Genomic DNA, 14,752 nt, shown 5'->3' with positions numbered 1-14,752 from the left:
CCGGGGTGGTTGACGGTGCAACCGGTGTGGCGCGAAAGGGCGTTGTTACCCGAGCAGCGCACCGTCACTATGTCGGACCATGGGGAGCCAGGGGGAATACGAGCCGCGCATTGCGCGGAACGCCGCTGAATTCGTCGCGCTGCTGCGGGAGTTGAAAGACAGGTCGGGGCTGACCTATCGGCAGCTGGAGGAGCGCGCCGCCGAGCGCGGCGATGTGCTGGCACGCAGCACCTTGGCCGATGCGCTTCGTGCCAACGCTTTGCCGCGCACCGAAACGCTGACGGCATTCCTCCGCGCCTGCGGGGAGGAAGATCGCGTCGGGGAATGGCTTGAGGCTTATAACGATATTGCCGCAGGCCGCACAAGCGTTCGCACAGAAATCGCCGCGCCGGACTCCGATGAGCCGGACTCCGATGAGCCGAACCTCGATGAGCCGGAGCGGAGAGAACCATTACCGGAAAGCCACCGGGGCGTGCCACGTGGCCGGCTGATCGGCGCGGTGCTGGCCGTGGTGGTCGTGGGCGCGGCGGCCTCGCTCGCGGTGGCCATGACGGCCGACGACGGCGAGCCGGCGGCGCGGGGCACCGCCGCGCCGTCCGCCCAGTCCGCTCCGGCCACCCCCGCCCCCGGCACCTACCGCATTCGCTCCGTGGTCTCCTCGCTGTGCCTGTCCGAAGTGGAGAGCAAGAGCGGGGGCAGCATCTTCCAGGCCGACTGCCGTCGTGGCATTCCGGTGTACGCCCTGGAGGAGTCGGCCGACGCCACCGTCCGGCTCCGGTCCCTCCATCCCGTCTTCGGCTACGGATGTCTCGGGGTGGGCCAGGGCAGCACCAAGGGAGGCACGCAGATGATGGACGACTACTGCGGCCACCGGGGCACGGCCGAGTGGTTCCGTATCCAGCGGGTCACCAAGCCGGTGAGCGGCTACCGGATCAGGCCGGTCCACACGGACCAGTGCGTGTCGGTGCCCGGCGGGTCGACCCGTAAGGGAGACCCGGTGCTCCAACTGCCCTGCGCCGCCGACGACACGGGCCAGGTCTTCCGGTTCGATCCGGTCCGGGCGCCGACGGCGATTCCCTCCATCACCAGTAACTGATCACCCGGCGGCAGGCCAGGGCACCTGCGGGGAGCGGTAGTAGTCGATGCCCATCGCGTCCCAGCGGGGCGCCTGCGCGGCGAGCCGCAGCCGGTAGTCGTCCCAGTTGTGCGTGGACCGCGGGGACCAGCCCAGTTCGGCGATGCCCGGGAGGCGGGGGAAGGCCATGTACTCGATGTGGTCGCTGGTGGAGAGGGTTTCCGACCACAGCGGGGCCTCCACGCCGAGGACCGAGGACGACGGGGCACCGGCGATGTAGCTGCCCGGGTCCCAGTCGTAGGACTGCTTCGTCTCGACGTATCCGGCCCAGCTGAGCCCCAGCGGGGTGGTCGGGTCGTACTTCATGTCCAGGTAGGCGCGGTTGGCGGGCGAGAGGATGAGGCGGGTGCCGTTCTTGGCGGCGTCGGCGACCTCCTTCTCGTTTCCGCTCGTCCCCCAGTACTGGGCGACCGCCCCCTTCGCGGGCCGGGCGCCGGTCAGCTGGTGCCAGCCGAGCACGGTCTTGCCGTACTTGGCGACGATCGGCTGGACCCGGTCCATGAAGGCCACGTAGTCGGCGTGGCTGGTGGAGTGCGCCTCGTCGCCGCCGATGTGGAGGTAGCGGCCGGGGGTGAGGGTGGCGAGTTCGCGGATGACGTCGTCCACGAAGTCGTACGTCACCTCCTTGGGCACGCACAGCGAGCTGAAGCCGACCTCGGTGCCGGTGTAGAGCGGCGGGGCGACGCCGTCGCAGTTGAGGTCGGCGTAGGAGGCGAGCGCCGCGTTGGTGTGGCCGGGCAGGTCGATCTCGGGGACGACGGTGAGGTGACGGGAGGCCGCGTACCGCACGATCTCCCGGTAGTCGGCCTTGGTGTAGTAGCCGCCGGGCCCGCCGCCGACCTGGGTGGAGCCGCCGTAGGTCGCCAGCCGGGGCCAGGAGTCGATGGCGATCCGCCAGCCCTGGTCGTCGGAGAGGTGCAGATGCAGCTTGTTGATCTTGTAGAGGGCGAGCTGGTCGACGTACGCCTTGACCTGCTCGACGGTGAAGAAGTGCCGGGAGACGTCGAGCATCGCGCCCCGCCAGGCGTAGCGCGGCACGTCGGTGATGGTGCCGCCGGAGATCCGCCAGGGGCCGGGCTGGCGGGTGGCGCGTTCGACGGAGGCGGGCAGCAGCTGCCGCAGCGTCTGGATGCCGTGGAAGAGCCCGGCGGACGTGCGGGCGCTGATGGTGATGGCGCGCCGGTTCACCTCCAGCCGGTAGCCCTCCGCGCCGAGCCCCTTCGCACCGGGCGCCTTCGCGTCGCGCTGTCGCTCGTCCGCCACGAGCCGCAGCCGGATGCCGTCCGCGCCGCCGCGCGCGGTGACCGGCAGCCGGTAGCCGGTGGAGGGGCGCAGCACGCCCGCCAGATAGTCGCCCGCGGTGCGCGCGGCACGGGACTGGCCCACCCGGATCGGGGTCGCCGAGCGAAGCGTGTACGGGCTCTTACCGGGCCGTACGGAGGCGGGCGCGGGCACGACCCGGTCCAGCGGGACCGGCGCGGCGGCGGAGCCAGAAGCGGAGGCGGCTGAGGAGGCGGGCGAGGCGCTGGCGGCGGTCCCCGCCCCCGCCGCCACGGTCAGCAGGAGGGAGCACAGCAGCCGAGCACGGCGTCGTCTCACCTGGCTCCTCCCAGAATGCCCCGGCCTTCAGCTTCAGGCCGGGGAGGAATCGGACTCCTGCGGAGCAGGGCGGGGATGGCCGAGTCGCCGGTAGGGCGCTTCGGCGTCCACCCCGCATCGTTCCGGGGCAGGTCACACACGCCAGGAACTCTCAACTGTCGTACCTCCCGTTTAGATTGGCGATCGTGTCTGTCGAAGCGAAGACCAGTGAGGGCGCCGGGTATGCCCGGTGGACCTACCGGCTTCGCGTGTCCGCCGGTGCCCGCGTAGCGCTGGAGGCGGAGTGGGACCGGTGCCGGTGGGTGTGGAACGGGCACGGCGCCAAGGCCGCGGCGAAGCTGGGCCGGTACCAGCGGATGATGGCCCGCTGCCGCGCCCCGAAGGGCAAGCCGCAATCGAACGGCTACCGCGCCGCCAAGCGGCCGGCGGCGAAGCCGCACAAGAAGATCGCCCGGCAGCGGCAGGACACCGCGCGTAAGTGGGCGAAGAGGGTTGTGCGTGACCATGACGCGGTGGCGGTGGAGGACTTCCGCCCGAAGTTCCTCGCCAGAACGTCGATGGCGCGTAAGGCGGCCGATGCCGCCACCGGCGCCACGAAGGCGGCCCTGATCGAGATGGGCCGCAAGCACCAGCGGGATGTCCGGCTGGTGCACCCTGCGCACACCACCATGGACTGTGCGCGATGCGGAGCGAGAACCAAGCACGCACTACCTCTCTCGGAACGTACCTACGCCTGCGTCGCGTGCGGAGCCGTGTCCCCCAGGGACAAGAACTCCGCCCGCGTGATGCTCGTCCGGGCTGGTCTGAACCCGGCTGGTGTCGAGGGCGTAAGACCTCCCGGACCGCCGGTCCGGAAGGCAGCCTGAGCCAGAAATCTCCCGCCTTCAGGTGAGAGCAGCCAAAGGGGTTCCCTTCAACGAAGCGTCGCATCGTGGGTACCGCGACATCTTGCGTACCGCGGCGTCCAGTTGGGGTCAAGGTGTAGACCAATGTGTCGCTGCGCGGCTGTCAGAATCCACCCCATGGCGGAAATCACCCAGCGCGATGGTGCTTGGACCTTTGACGGTGAGTCGGTACGGATCGTCCCCGGGCGGGACAAGAGCGTGCACCTGGTGCGGCAGGCGCTCGGCGAACTGACCGTGCCCCTGGAGGCGCTGGCGGGCGTCGCGTACGAACCGGGGCGGAAGTCCGGTCGGCTGCGACTGCGGTTGCGTCCGGGCGCCGATCCGTTGGCGCAGGCCACCGGCGGCAAGCTGCCGGACGCGGCCGATCCGTATCAGCTGTCGGTCGGCGCGGACCGCACCGGCGCCGCCGAGTACCTGGTCGACGAGGTCCGGCAGGCCCTGCTGCTCGACCAGGTGCCGTCCGGACCGCCCTACCGCTATCTGCTGCCCGGTCCGCCGGTGCCGCTGTCGGCGACGGCGGGTGACGCCACCGTGTCCTTCGACGGTGAGCGGATCCGGCTGGAATGGAACTGGAAGACGGAGGAGTCGAAGAAGTCGGGCGGCCCCCGCACCATCCCGCTGGAGGACCTGGCGGCGGTGGAGTGGTTCCCCGCCGCCGGACTGGAGAACGGCTTCCTCCGCTTCACCGTGGACAAGGCGACGGCGACGGCCGCGCCCAAGTACGACCCACACGCCGTCGTCCTGTACGGCTTCCGCAAGGATCCACTGATGGCGCTGGTCGCGGCCGCCGTCACGGCCCGGATGCCGCATCCGTTCGCCCCGCCGGAGCCCGCCGACGCACCCCCGGCCCCGGCCGCGGCTCCCGCGGGACGTCAGGAGACGGAGGGCGACGACGGTGACGCGGATCACGACGCCCTGCTGCGACGTCTGCGCGAACTCGGCGATCTTCACCGGAGCGGGATCCTCACCGAGGAGGAGTTCACCACCGCCAAACAGGCCGTCCTCCGTCGGTTTTCTCGCCATTAAGACCGGAGCCTGCCCGATATCGGGCAGGAATCTTGCGAAACACCCCGAGGGGTCGCAGTATCTACGGATGCTCGATCGCCGTATGTCCCACGATGACCTCATCGACCATCTGGTCCGCAGCACGCCGCTCAGCCGCGGCGAGGCGGCCCGGGTGGTGCTGGACGTACTGGCGTACTTCGACGAGACGACGGAGGAGTTCGTCCGGCGACGCCACCGCGAGCTGCAGTCCGGCGGACTGACCAACACGGACATCTTCGAGCGGATCACGGCCGAGCTGCCGTACCGCGCGGTGGCACCGCCCGAACTCTCGCTGCGCCAGCTGCGCCGCATCGTCTACGGCTGACGTCACCACCACGCCCGGACCGGCGGCCGCCACCGCCGGAGCGACAGGGCGAGCATTCGTGATCGATTCAATCGGGAGGGCCTGAACACCATGTGCGGAATCGTCGGATACATCGGGAAACGCGACGTGGCACCGCTGCTGCTGGAGGGGCTGCAGCGGCTGGAGTACCGCGGCTACGACTCCGCGGGCATCGCGGTCCAGGCCAAGCCGGTCAAGGGCGCACAGAACGGGCAGAACGCCGCCGGGCTGAAGACCGCCAAGGCCAAGGGCCGGGTCCGCGACCTGGAGGCCAGGCTGCCCAAGCGCTTCGCGGGCACCGCGGGCATCGCGCACACCCGCTGGGCCACCCACGGCGCACCCAATGACATCAACGCCCACCCGCACCTGGACGCGGACGGCAAGGTCGCGATCGTCCACAACGGCATCATCGACAACGCCGCCGACCTGCGCGCCAAGCTCGCCGCCGACGGCGTGGAGCTGATCTCCGACACCGACTCCGAGGTCCTCACCCACCTCATCGGCCGCTCGCAGGCGGACACCCTGGAGGAGAAGGTCCGCCACGCGCTCGCCATGGTCGAGGGCACGTACGGCATCGCCGTGCTGCACGCGGACTTCCCGGACCGCATCGTCGTCGCCCGCAACGGCTCCCCCGTCGTGCTGGGCATCGGCGAGAAGGAGATGTTCGTCGCCTCGGACGTCGCCGCGCTGGTCAGCCACACCCGCCAGGTGATCACCCTGGACGACGGCGAGATGGCCACCATCAAGGCCGACGACTACCGCACCTACACCACCGAGGGCAGCCGCACCGCCCCCGCGCCGGAGACGGTGGAGTGGGAGGCCGAGTCGTACGACATGGGCGGCCATGACACGTACATGCACAAGGAGATCCACGAGCAGGTCGACGCCGTGGACCGGGTGCTGCGCGGCCGGATCGACGACCGTTTCTCCACCGTCCGGCTGGGCGGGCTGAACCTGGACGCGCGTGAGGCGCGCGGGGTCCGCCGGGTCAAGATCCTCGGCTGCGGTTCGGCGTACCACACGGGCTTGATCGGCGCGCAGCTGATCGAGGAGCTGGCCCGGATCCCCGCGGACGCCGAGCCCGCGAGCGAGTTCCGCTACCGCAACCCGGTCGTGGACCCGGACACCCTCTACATCGCGGTCAGCCAGTCCGGCGAGACGTACGACACTTTGGCGGCCGTCCAGGAGCTGAAGCGCAAGGGCGCGCGGGTGCTGGGCGTCGTCAACGTCGTGGGCAGCGCGATCGCCCGCGCGACGGACGGCGGCGTGTACGTCCACGCGGGGCCGGAGGTGTGCGTCGTCTCCACCAAGTGCTTCACCAACACCGCCGTCGCCTTCGGGCTGCTCGCCCTCCACCTCGGCCGGATCCGCGACCTCTCGGTCGCCGACGGCAAGCGGATCATCGCGGGGCTGCGCAAGCTGCCCGAGCAGATCGCCGAGGTGCTGCGCGGCGAGGACGAGATCAAGAAGCTCGCCGCGGAATACGCGAATGCAAAGAGCATGATGTTCGTCGGGCGGGTGCGCGGCTACCCGGTGGCACGTGAGGCCTCCCTGAAGCTGAAGGAGGTCTCCTACGTCCACGCCGAGGCGTACCCGGCCTCGGAGCTGAAGCACGGGCCGCTCGCGCTCATCGAGCCCGAGGTGCCCACCGTCGCGGTGCTGCCGGACGACGACCTGCTGGAGAAGAACCGCGCGACGCTGGAGGAGATCAAGGCCCGCAGCGGCCGGATCCTCGCGGTCGCGCACCAGGAGCAGGACAAGGCGGACCACACGATCGTGGTACCCCGCAACGAGGTCGAGCTGGACCCGATCCTGATGGGCGTCCCGCTGCAGCTGCTGGCGTACCACACGGCGCTGGCCCTCGGCCGGGACATCGACAAGCCCCGGAACCTGGCGAAGTCGGTGACGGTGGAGTGACTCCGGAATAGCCCTGGGCTGGCCCTGGAGCAGCCCTGAGGCGCCCTGGAGTTGATCGCCGATCGGCGTGCCCCCGCGTGTGCCACCACGCACGCGGGGGCCGCCCCTTGGGCCGGCGTCGCCCTCCCGCCGGCGCTGGCCACCGCGCGGGAACCGTCACTTCCCGCCCGGCGCCACGCCGAACGGTTTATGCCCGGCACATGTGCCCAATCCACCTCTACGCGCGGGTAGTTTCGGTGGGTGTCAAGAGGGTCCTGGGGCATCTCGGCTGCCCGGAAAGGGAGTTGAGGCTGTCCAGTTCTGAACGTCCGCCCGGGCCGGTGCCCATGCGGAGGTTTCAGCGCGGGGCCACTGGAGAAAAGCTTCGGGCCCCGTACGCCGGGGCCGGAGCCGGAGCCGGGGCCGTAGGCTGAGCCCGGGCCCCGGGCTCAGGGAACGAGGTTCCGGGCTCAGGGGATGACGACGACGGGCCGTTGCGCACGCCGCGCGAGCCGCCCGGCGACCGAGCCGAAGATCCGCCCCACCAGCCCGTGCGTGGAGCCGACCACGATCGCGTCGGCCGCGTACTCCCGGCCGACCTCCTCCAGCTCATGACAGATGTCGCCGCCCCGCTCGACGAGGATCCACGGCACCTCGGTGAGGTGCTCGGCGCAGGCCAGCTCAAGGCCCAGCACCTCGGTGCGGTGATCGGGAACGTCGACGAAGACGGGGGGCTCGCAGCCCGCCCATACGGTCGTCGGCAGCCGGTTGGCCACATGGACGATGATCAGACCTGAGCCGGAGCGCCCGGCCATGCCGATGGCGTACGCGAGGGCGCGCTCGCTCGATGTGGAACCGTCGAATCCGACCACGACGCCGTGCTGGAAGGCTGGATCGCAGGAATGACGTGTTTCTTCCGCCGCTTGGGGGTGCGCCAGGTGATCGGCGACCCGCTTGCGGTCCGCGGGTTCGGGGATTTCGTGACCGGCCATCGGTGTCTCGGCGAAGGGTGTCCTCGTGCGGAGGGATACGGCGGGGACTCAGGTTGAAGTTGGCGGGGGACTAGAGCTCCGCTAGAGCTTGAGACGAGCGCCGAACGAAAAAAATCCGTCCGGGATTCATCTTTCCAAGCCCTTACCCCCAAGGGTACGGCGCCATTCCTCGCCTGCCCAGAGGTTGCCCCGGCAGCGGAGCGGCCGAAGCGTTCCCCGGAGCATGCCGGAGGGCGGCCCGTAACGCAATGCCCCAAGTGGTCCCGACTCAGGCCCCGCCGACCCCTCGCGTACGCCGTGCGGTCGCCCGGCAGTGACCTGTCGGCAGGCGGGACGTTGTAGTAGCCGCGGAGCGATCGCCTCCGTACGGAACAAGCCCGGGCGGGCCGCACCGGTCGCCGCTACGACCTCCCCACGGGCCCCGGCGGACGCCGGGGCCGACCCGCGCCGGAGCCCCGTTCTACCGCTCTTCCACCGTCCGCCGACCCGCCTTCCCCTCGTCTGTCCACCACCTGTCCACCGCCGTCCACTGCCCTCCACCGCTTGTCCACCGTGCGAGAGGAGCCGCCACCGTGCCAGGCATCCGTGAGTACGACGCCCCCGGCGTCCCGCCCGGCGCCCTGCCCGGCGACGGCGCGCGCGGCGGCGCCCGGGGCGACACCCGAGGCGACCCCCGTGCCAGTGGCCCCGGCGGCGGCCCCGGCCATGACCCCGGCGGCGGCCCCGACTGTGACCCCGTGAACGAGGTCATCCGCTGGTCCGCCTTCGGCTGCGCCGTGGTCCCCGCCGTCCTCCTGCTCTGCGGATCACCCCTGAGCGGCGCGGCGGGCGCCGCCGTGGGCCTGGCCGCCGTGACCGCCGCCAGCCGTTCCCTTCTGCGCTACTACGAACGCGCGGCCGCCCGCTTCGACGCCGGTGCCGCGAGCCCGCACCGCGGGCGGCACAGCCGCACCGGCATCGGGACGCACCGGGGCGGTCGGCGGAACTGACGCCGGGGCCCGGTCCGGCGCGGCCCCGGCAGCGTCCCGGAACACCCTCGGAAGCGCGCCACGTCGTACTCCGTAGACACGACCGCGACGCGGCATGAGCCGGTCGTACGCCGGTCGAAGGACCCGTCCGCACGTCTGCGCCCGCTAGTTTTCGGCCAACTTCGCATCCCAGTTCTTCCCTTGGCAAACGCCATGCTCAACCCCCTTCCGGCCAGCGCGGAAAGGGGTACGAGCCACCCGTACCCCCTACGGGAAGTGGGCGTCAGCAGAAGGCCCACTTCACAGCGAGGGCTACGAGTGCAACGCTTCGTGATCGAATGCTTCGCGCCAAGTTGTCATGTCGACATAGTGGCGGGTGGTGAACTGGTCACGGCGACCACACGCGACACAGTAGATTCGATCTTGGCCATGACCGGCGGGGGAACCGTTCAGGACCGAGGGGAAACGTGCAGGACCGAGAGGACGCGACCACCGAGGGGGGCTTAGAGCCATGAGCCAGGACTCCACGACCGTACCGGAGACCTCGCGCAAGCTCTCCGGACGCCGCCGACGAGAAATCGTCGCGGTGCTGCTGTTCAGCGGCGGACCGATCTTCGAAAGCTCCATCCCGCTCTCCGTCTTCGGTATCGACCGGCAGGACGCCGGAGTCCCTCGGTACCGATTGCTGGTGTGCGCGGGCGAAGATGTGCCACTGCGAACGACTGGCGGACTGGAACTGACCGCACCGTACGGCCTGGAGGCGCTGTCCCGGGCCGGCACCGTCGTCGTACCGGCCTGGCGGTCGATCACCCAGCCGCCACCGGCCGCCGCGCTCGACGCGCTACGCCGCGCGCACGAGGAGGGCGCGCGCATCGTGGGCCTGTGCACCGGGGCCTTCGTACTGGCCGCCGCGGGGCTGCTCGACGGCCGCCCGGCGACCACGCACTGGATGTACGCGCCCACGCTCGCCAAGCGCTACCCATCCGTCCACGTGGATCCGCGCGAGCTGTTCGTGGACGACGGCGACGTACTGACCTCGGCGGGCACCGCCGCCGGGATCGACCTGTGCCTGCACATCGTGCGCACCGACCACGGCGCGGACGCCGCGGGGGCCCTGGCCCGCCGGCTCGTCGTGCCGCCGCGCCGCAGCGGAGGACAGGAGCGCTACCTGGACAGGTCGTTACCAGAGGAGATCGGCGCGGATCCGCTCGCCGAGGTCGTGGCGTGGGCGCTCGAGCATCTGCACGAGCAGTTCGACGTCGAGGCCCTGGCCGCCCGTGCCTACATGAGCCGGCGCACCTTCGACCGCCGATTCCGATCGCTCACTGGGAGCGCTCCACTGCAGTGGCTGATCACCCAGCGGGTGCTCCAGGCCCAGCGGCTCCTGGAGACCTCCGACTACTCGGTCGACGAGGTCGCCGGGCGCTGCGGCTTCCGGTCCCCGGTGGCGCTGCGCGGGCACTTCCGGCGGCAGCTGGGGTCCTCCCCGGCCGCCTACCGGGCCGCCTACCGGGCCCGCAGGCCCCAGGGCGGCGCCCCGGAGCGCGGTCCGGACCGGCTGGACCGGCTGGAGCGGGCCGAACGGCTCGGCGGAGGCGACCGTGCCGAGGTGCTCGACCAGCGCCCCGGTGAGCACGCCATGCCGCTGCGCCGCCCCGGTGCGCCCGTCACCCATACGGGTCACCACCATCACCCTCCGCACTCGCCGCATCCACCGGGCGGTACGGAACCGGGCAAGCCGGAATCCGATGCGTACGCCCCACGCCTGCCCGAGCAGGCCACGGGCCGCGCCCCAGGTCGTCCGACCCTGCCCGGCCAGCGGGAACGCCCCGTAGGGTGAGACGTATGAACGATCGCATGGTGTGGATCGACTGCGAGATGACCGGGCTCTCGCTGTCGGACGACGCGCTCATCGAGGTGGCCGCGCTGGTCACGGACTCCGAGCTGAACATCCTGGGCGACGGAGTGGACATCGTTGTCCGGCCGCCCGCCCAGGCGCTGACCACCATGCCCGAGGTGGTGCGGGAGATGCACACGGCTTCCGGGCTGCTCGCGGAGCTGGACGGCGGGACCACCTTGGCCGATGCCGAGGCCCAGGTCCTGGCGTACATCCGCGAGCACGTCCCGGACGTCGGCAAGGCCCCGCTGTGCGGAAACTCGGTCTCCACCGACCGTGGCTTCCTCCTGCGGGACATGCCGACGCTGGAGGCGTACCTGCACTACCGGATCGTCGACGTCTCGTCGATCAAGGAGCTGGCCCGCCGCTGGTATCCGCGGGCCTACTTCAACAGCCCGAAGAAGAACGGCAACCACCGCGCACTCGCCGACATCCACGAGTCGATCGCCGAGCTGCGCTACTACCGGGAGGCCGTCTTCGTCCCCCAGCCCGGCCCGGACTCGGACACCGCGAAGTCCATCGCGGCCCGCCACGTCCTGCCCGCCCGGCAGCCGTAGCGACTCGCTCCCGGCGCGTACGAAAGCCGGGAGCGAGCACCCCCGCCGACCCTGTATAGTTTTTCTCGGCCGGTGCGGAAAGCAGCGGTCATGGTGGGTATAGCTCAGATGGTAGAGCACCTGGTTGTGGTCCAGGATGTCGCGGGTTCAAGTCCCGTTACTCACCCTGCACGATCGAAGGGCTGACCTGACAGAACAGGTCAGCCCTTCGTCGCGTTTACGCGGTGCCCGCCATCTGCCGCTGACGCTCGCCGTTGGCGTGCGCCTTGTCCAGCAGCGAGCCTTCTTCCTGCTCGTAGTGGGACAGGGCGATGCCGAGGCCGAAGAAGGTGGGCGCCCACTCGCCGACGAAGATCCCCCACCGGTCGGCCCGGTCGAGGCCTCGGCCGGGCTCGGCGCGGAGCGAGGCGGCCCACGTCAGCATGGACAGTCCGATGGAGGTGACGGCGGCGGTGTAGGCGTGCTCGCTGCGCAGTCCCATGTCGTGCAGCTTCTTGATCATGGCGGTGCTCCTCCGGGAGGTTCCCCCCTCGGGTCCACCCCCGTGTGCCCAGGCTCGGGCGAGTGACACAGGACGAAGCGAGTTGGTCGCGTGCCCTCAGGTCATCGCGACGACGACCTTGCCGGCCTTCGCACGGCCCTTCTCGACGTACTCCATGGCCTCCCGGGTCTCCTCGAAGGGGAAGACCCGGTCGACGACGGGACGGATCGTCCCGTCGTCGATGAGCGGTGTGAGGGCGCGCAGCTGGTCGCCGTCGGCCCTCATGAACAGGAACGAGTACGTGACGTGGCGGCGCTTGGCGCGGCGCCGGGTCGGGAAGCTCAGCGCGCTCATCGCGATGCGGAGGGCCGCGTTCGCGCCCAGCTCGCGGGCGAAGGCCGCGTCGGGAGGCCCTGCGATGCCGATGACCATCCCGCCAGGCTTGAGCACCCGCAGGGACTTCTTGAGCGTCTGGCCGCCGAGGGGGTCCAGGACGACGTCGTAGCCGTCGAGGACCGTCTCGAAGGCCTGCTGCTGGTAGTCGACGACGATGTCCGCGCCGAGCGACTTCACCAGGTCGGCCTTGGCCGTGCTCGCGGTGGCGGCCACGTGCGCGCCCAGATGCTTCGCCAGCTGGACGGCGATGGTGCCGACGCCTCCGGCGCCCGCGTGGATGAGGACCCTCTGGCCCGGCCGCACCTGGGCCCGCTCGACCAGCGCCTGCCACGCGGTCAGCGCGACCAAGGGGAGGGACGCGGCCTCTGCCATGGTGAGGGTGACCGGTTTGAGCGCCACGTCGTCCTGGTGGACGGCGATGAGTTCGGCGAACGTGCCGATGCGGTCCTTGCCGGGCCGCGCGTAGACCTCATCGCCCACCGCGAACCGTGTGACGGCCGATCCCACCTGGACCACCACCCCGGCGAGGTCGTTGCCCAGGATGAACGGGAGACGGTACGGCAGGATCGCCTTGAAGTCCCCGTCGCGGATCCGCAGGTCGAGCGGGTTGACGCTCGCCGCGTGAACGCGGACCAGCACGTCGTCGGCGCCCACCCGTGGGTCGGGCATCTCGCCGAGTCGCACCCCGGCCGCGTCGCCGTACCGCTCGACTATGAAGGCTTTCATCGTCGTCTCCGTTGCTTCGTCTTCGGGCCTCAAGCCACTGGTGAGGCTGGGGCGCTGACGCGGCTGGGGTCGCCTCCCTGGATGCCGCCCAGGGAGGCGGCGATCGCCTCGTGGGGGACTCCGGGCGGCGCCGCGCTGACGTCCGACAGACGGGCGAACCGCTCCGGCGTCAGGTGGACGTCGAGAGCGCCCAGGTAGCTGTCGAGCTGGGCGAGGCTGCGCGGCCCGATGATCGGGACGAGCGTGGTCGCGGACCGGGCGGCGCGCTCCCGCACCCAGGCCACCGACACCTGGGCGGGCGTCACACCGGTCTCCTCGGCGACGGCCAGGACGGTGTCGACGACGGCGGTCTTCTGGCCGGTGCTCTCCGTGTGGATGACCGCTCCGAGGTCGCTCAGCCGGCCCTCGGCGCCGTGGCGGTACTTTCCGGTGAGCAGTCCGCCGCCGAGCGGTGACCACAGGGCGGCGCCGAGGCCGAGGCTCTCGGCCATCGGCAGCAGCTCGCGGTCGGCGGTGCGCTCGACGAGGCTGTACTCGTTCTGGATGCCCACGATGGGCGCCCAGTTCTTCAGGTCCGCCAGCGTCACCGCCCGGGAGACGCGCCAGGCGGGGAAGTTGGACAGGGCGGCGTGGTGGATCTTGCCGGCACTCACCAGGTCGTCGAGCCCGCGCAGGATCTCCTCCATGGGCGTCAGCTCATCGGGGAAGTGCACCCAGAGCAGATCGACGTAGTCGGTGCCCAGGCGCTTCAAGCTGGCCTCCACCGAAGCGACCATGTTCTTGCGGCTGTTGCCCGTCCCGGAGACGCCCGGCTGCGGCGCGGCCCCGAGGGTGAACTTGGTGGCCAGGACGAAGTGGTCCCGGTCGGCGGCGACGAACTTCCCCGTCAGCTCTTCCGATTCGCCGAACTGGTAGGTGTCCGCGGTGTCGAGGAAGGTGCCGCCCGCTTCGGCGAACCGGTCGAAGATACGGCGCGCCTCGTCCGGCTCGGCACCCGCGCCCCAGCGGGTGCCGAAGTTCGCCGTACCGAGCGCGTACTCGGATACGCGCAGCCCGGTCCTGTGGCCGAAGGTTGTGTAACGCATCAGATGTCCCTCATTCAAAGGTTGGCAGGGGGTGCGCCTCAGACGGCGTTCGGCGAGGCCGCCAGGCTCTGCCTGACCTGCCGGGTGACCTCGTCGGCGAGGATCTCGGGCAGCCCCGTCTCGACGCCGTTCAGGGCCTGTGCGGCGACCTCGGCGGGGTCGGCCTTCTGGTCGGCGGGAACGCCCGCGGCCATGTCGGTGTCCATGTAGCCGACGTGCAGCGCCGAGACGGCGATGCCGCGGGGCGCCAGTTCCTCCCGGGCCGCGTCGGACAGCGCCCAGGCCGCCGCCTTGGTCGCGGCGTAGGCCCCGAGGGGGGCGGGGTGCAGCCAGGACAGGACGGACAGGACGTTGAGCACGGCGCCGCCGCCGTTGCCCTCGATGACGGGGGCGAAGGCCCGCGTCACGGCGAGCGGACCGTAGAAGTTCGTCTCCATCTCCCGGCGCACGTCGTCCGGGCCGCCCGCGATCAGCGGCGTGGCGGTGGAGATGCCCGCGTTGTTCACCAGCAGGGTCGCGTCGGACGCGGCGCGGGCCGCGGCCCGGATCGACTCCTCGTCCGTCACGTCCAGCCGCAGCGGGGTGACACCCGGCAGGTCCACCGCCTCGGGGCGCCGGGCCGCCGCGTACACCTTCGCCCCGCGCTCCACCAGCTGGGCGGCCAGATGCCGCCCGAGCCCCCGGTTGGCGCCGGTGACCACCGCGACCGCGTTCTTCAGTTCCATGGC

At 71.0% G+C, this 14,752-nt stretch carries 13 protein-coding genes, 1 tRNA gene and 1 pseudogene; 9 read left to right on the top strand and 6 right to left on the bottom strand.

Annotation, left to right across the window (positions count from 1 at the left end; translation table 11 throughout):
• Positions 1-79 precede the first annotated feature (79 nt).
• Entirely contained in the window at positions 80-1,096 is a 1,017-nt protein-coding gene (locus ACZ6CL_RS27225; protein WP_468939888.1) for an RICIN domain-containing protein, read from the top strand.
• On the opposite strand, the gene ACZ6CL_RS27220 is transcribed toward ACZ6CL_RS27225, so the two are convergent.
• Complete coding sequence (locus ACZ6CL_RS27220; RefSeq protein WP_468939885.1) at positions 1,097-2,734, bottom strand: beta-N-acetylhexosaminidase; 1,638 nt, start codon at positions 2,732-2,734, stop codon at positions 1,097-1,099.
• Positions 2,735-3,048: 314 nt separating this feature from the next.
• On the opposite strand from ACZ6CL_RS27220, the pseudogene ACZ6CL_RS27215 reads away from it, so the two are divergent.
• From ACZ6CL_RS27215 to glmS, 4 genes and pseudogenes are all read left to right on the top strand, one after another.
• Positions 3,049-3,600 (top strand): annotated as a pseudogene (locus ACZ6CL_RS27215) (RNA-guided endonuclease InsQ/TnpB family protein); the annotation flags it as partial.
• Positions 3,601-3,756: 156 nt separating this feature from the next.
• On the top strand, positions 3,757-4,665 hold the full coding sequence (locus ACZ6CL_RS27210; protein ID WP_468939883.1) for a DUF4429 domain-containing protein: 909 nt from the start codon (positions 3,757-3,759) through the stop codon (positions 4,663-4,665).
• 67 nt (positions 4,666-4,732) lie between these two features.
• The gene (locus ACZ6CL_RS27205) at positions 4,733-5,008 is read left to right on the top strand and encodes a hypothetical protein (RefSeq protein ID WP_398300095.1); all 276 of its coding nucleotides are present in this window, start codon (positions 4,733-4,735) and stop codon (positions 5,006-5,008) included.
• A gap of 90 nt (positions 5,009-5,098) precedes the next feature.
• Positions 5,099-6,943 carry a glutamine--fructose-6-phosphate transaminase (isomerizing) gene (glmS, locus tag ACZ6CL_RS27200; protein WP_468939880.1) on the top strand — a complete coding sequence of 615 codons (1,845 nt, stop codon included), beginning with the start codon at positions 5,099-5,101 and terminating at the stop codon, positions 6,941-6,943.
• 449 nt (positions 6,944-7,392) lie between these two features.
• On the opposite strand, the gene ACZ6CL_RS27195 is transcribed toward glmS, so the two are convergent.
• Positions 7,393-7,914, bottom strand: a complete 522-nt coding sequence (locus ACZ6CL_RS27195) for a universal stress protein (RefSeq protein WP_385437768.1) — start codon at positions 7,912-7,914, stop codon at positions 7,393-7,395.
• Positions 7,915-8,486: 572 nt separating this feature from the next.
• Between ACZ6CL_RS27195 and ACZ6CL_RS27190 the strand changes: the two genes are divergently transcribed.
• The 4 genes from ACZ6CL_RS27190 (at position 8,487) to ACZ6CL_RS27175 (ending at position 11,502) form a co-directional block, all read left to right on the top strand.
• The gene (locus ACZ6CL_RS27190; RefSeq protein ID WP_468939878.1) at positions 8,487-8,903 is read left to right on the top strand and encodes a hypothetical protein; all 417 of its coding nucleotides are present in this window, start codon (positions 8,487-8,489) and stop codon (positions 8,901-8,903) included.
• 490 nt (positions 8,904-9,393) lie between these two features.
• Positions 9,394-10,722, top strand: a complete 1,329-nt coding sequence (locus ACZ6CL_RS27185) for a helix-turn-helix domain-containing protein (RefSeq protein ID WP_468939876.1) — start codon at positions 9,394-9,396, stop codon at positions 10,720-10,722.
• A 5-nt stretch (positions 10,723-10,727) separates the two neighbouring features.
• Positions 10,728-11,336 carry an oligoribonuclease gene (gene orn / locus ACZ6CL_RS27180; RefSeq protein WP_468939873.1) on the top strand — a complete coding sequence of 203 codons (609 nt, stop codon included), beginning with the start codon at positions 10,728-10,730 and terminating at the stop codon, positions 11,334-11,336.
• 93 nt (positions 11,337-11,429) lie between these two features.
• Positions 11,430-11,502: transfer RNA gene (locus ACZ6CL_RS27175), tRNA-His, on the top strand.
• A 51-nt stretch (positions 11,503-11,553) separates the two neighbouring features.
• On the opposite strand, the gene ACZ6CL_RS27170 is transcribed toward ACZ6CL_RS27175, so the two are convergent.
• The 4 genes from ACZ6CL_RS27170 to ACZ6CL_RS27155 all read right to left on the bottom strand — a co-directional run bounded on the left by ACZ6CL_RS27170 (position 11,554) and on the right by ACZ6CL_RS27155 (position 14,749).
• Positions 11,554-11,838 (bottom strand): hypothetical protein, encoded by a 285-nt coding sequence (locus ACZ6CL_RS27170; RefSeq protein ID WP_468939870.1) that lies wholly within the window; start codon positions 11,836-11,838, stop codon positions 11,554-11,556.
• Between the two features lie 96 nt (positions 11,839-11,934).
• Positions 11,935-12,939, bottom strand: a complete 1,005-nt coding sequence (locus ACZ6CL_RS27165) for an NADP-dependent oxidoreductase (RefSeq protein WP_468939868.1) — start codon at positions 12,937-12,939, stop codon at positions 11,935-11,937.
• A gap of 29 nt (positions 12,940-12,968) precedes the next feature.
• Positions 12,969-14,024, bottom strand: coding sequence for an aldo/keto reductase (locus ACZ6CL_RS27160; RefSeq protein WP_468939866.1), 1,056 nt, complete (start codon positions 14,022-14,024; stop codon positions 12,969-12,971).
• 38 nt (positions 14,025-14,062) lie between these two features.
• Positions 14,063-14,749: an SDR family oxidoreductase gene (locus ACZ6CL_RS27155; protein ID WP_468939864.1), complete on the bottom strand. Its 687-nt coding sequence runs from the start codon at positions 14,747-14,749 to the stop codon at positions 14,063-14,065.
• Between the last annotated feature and the right edge of the window lie 3 nt (positions 14,750-14,752).

The organism is Streptomyces sp. NPDC041200, assembly GCF_055591805.1.
This window is presented reverse-complemented; position numbering and strand designations above follow the sequence as displayed.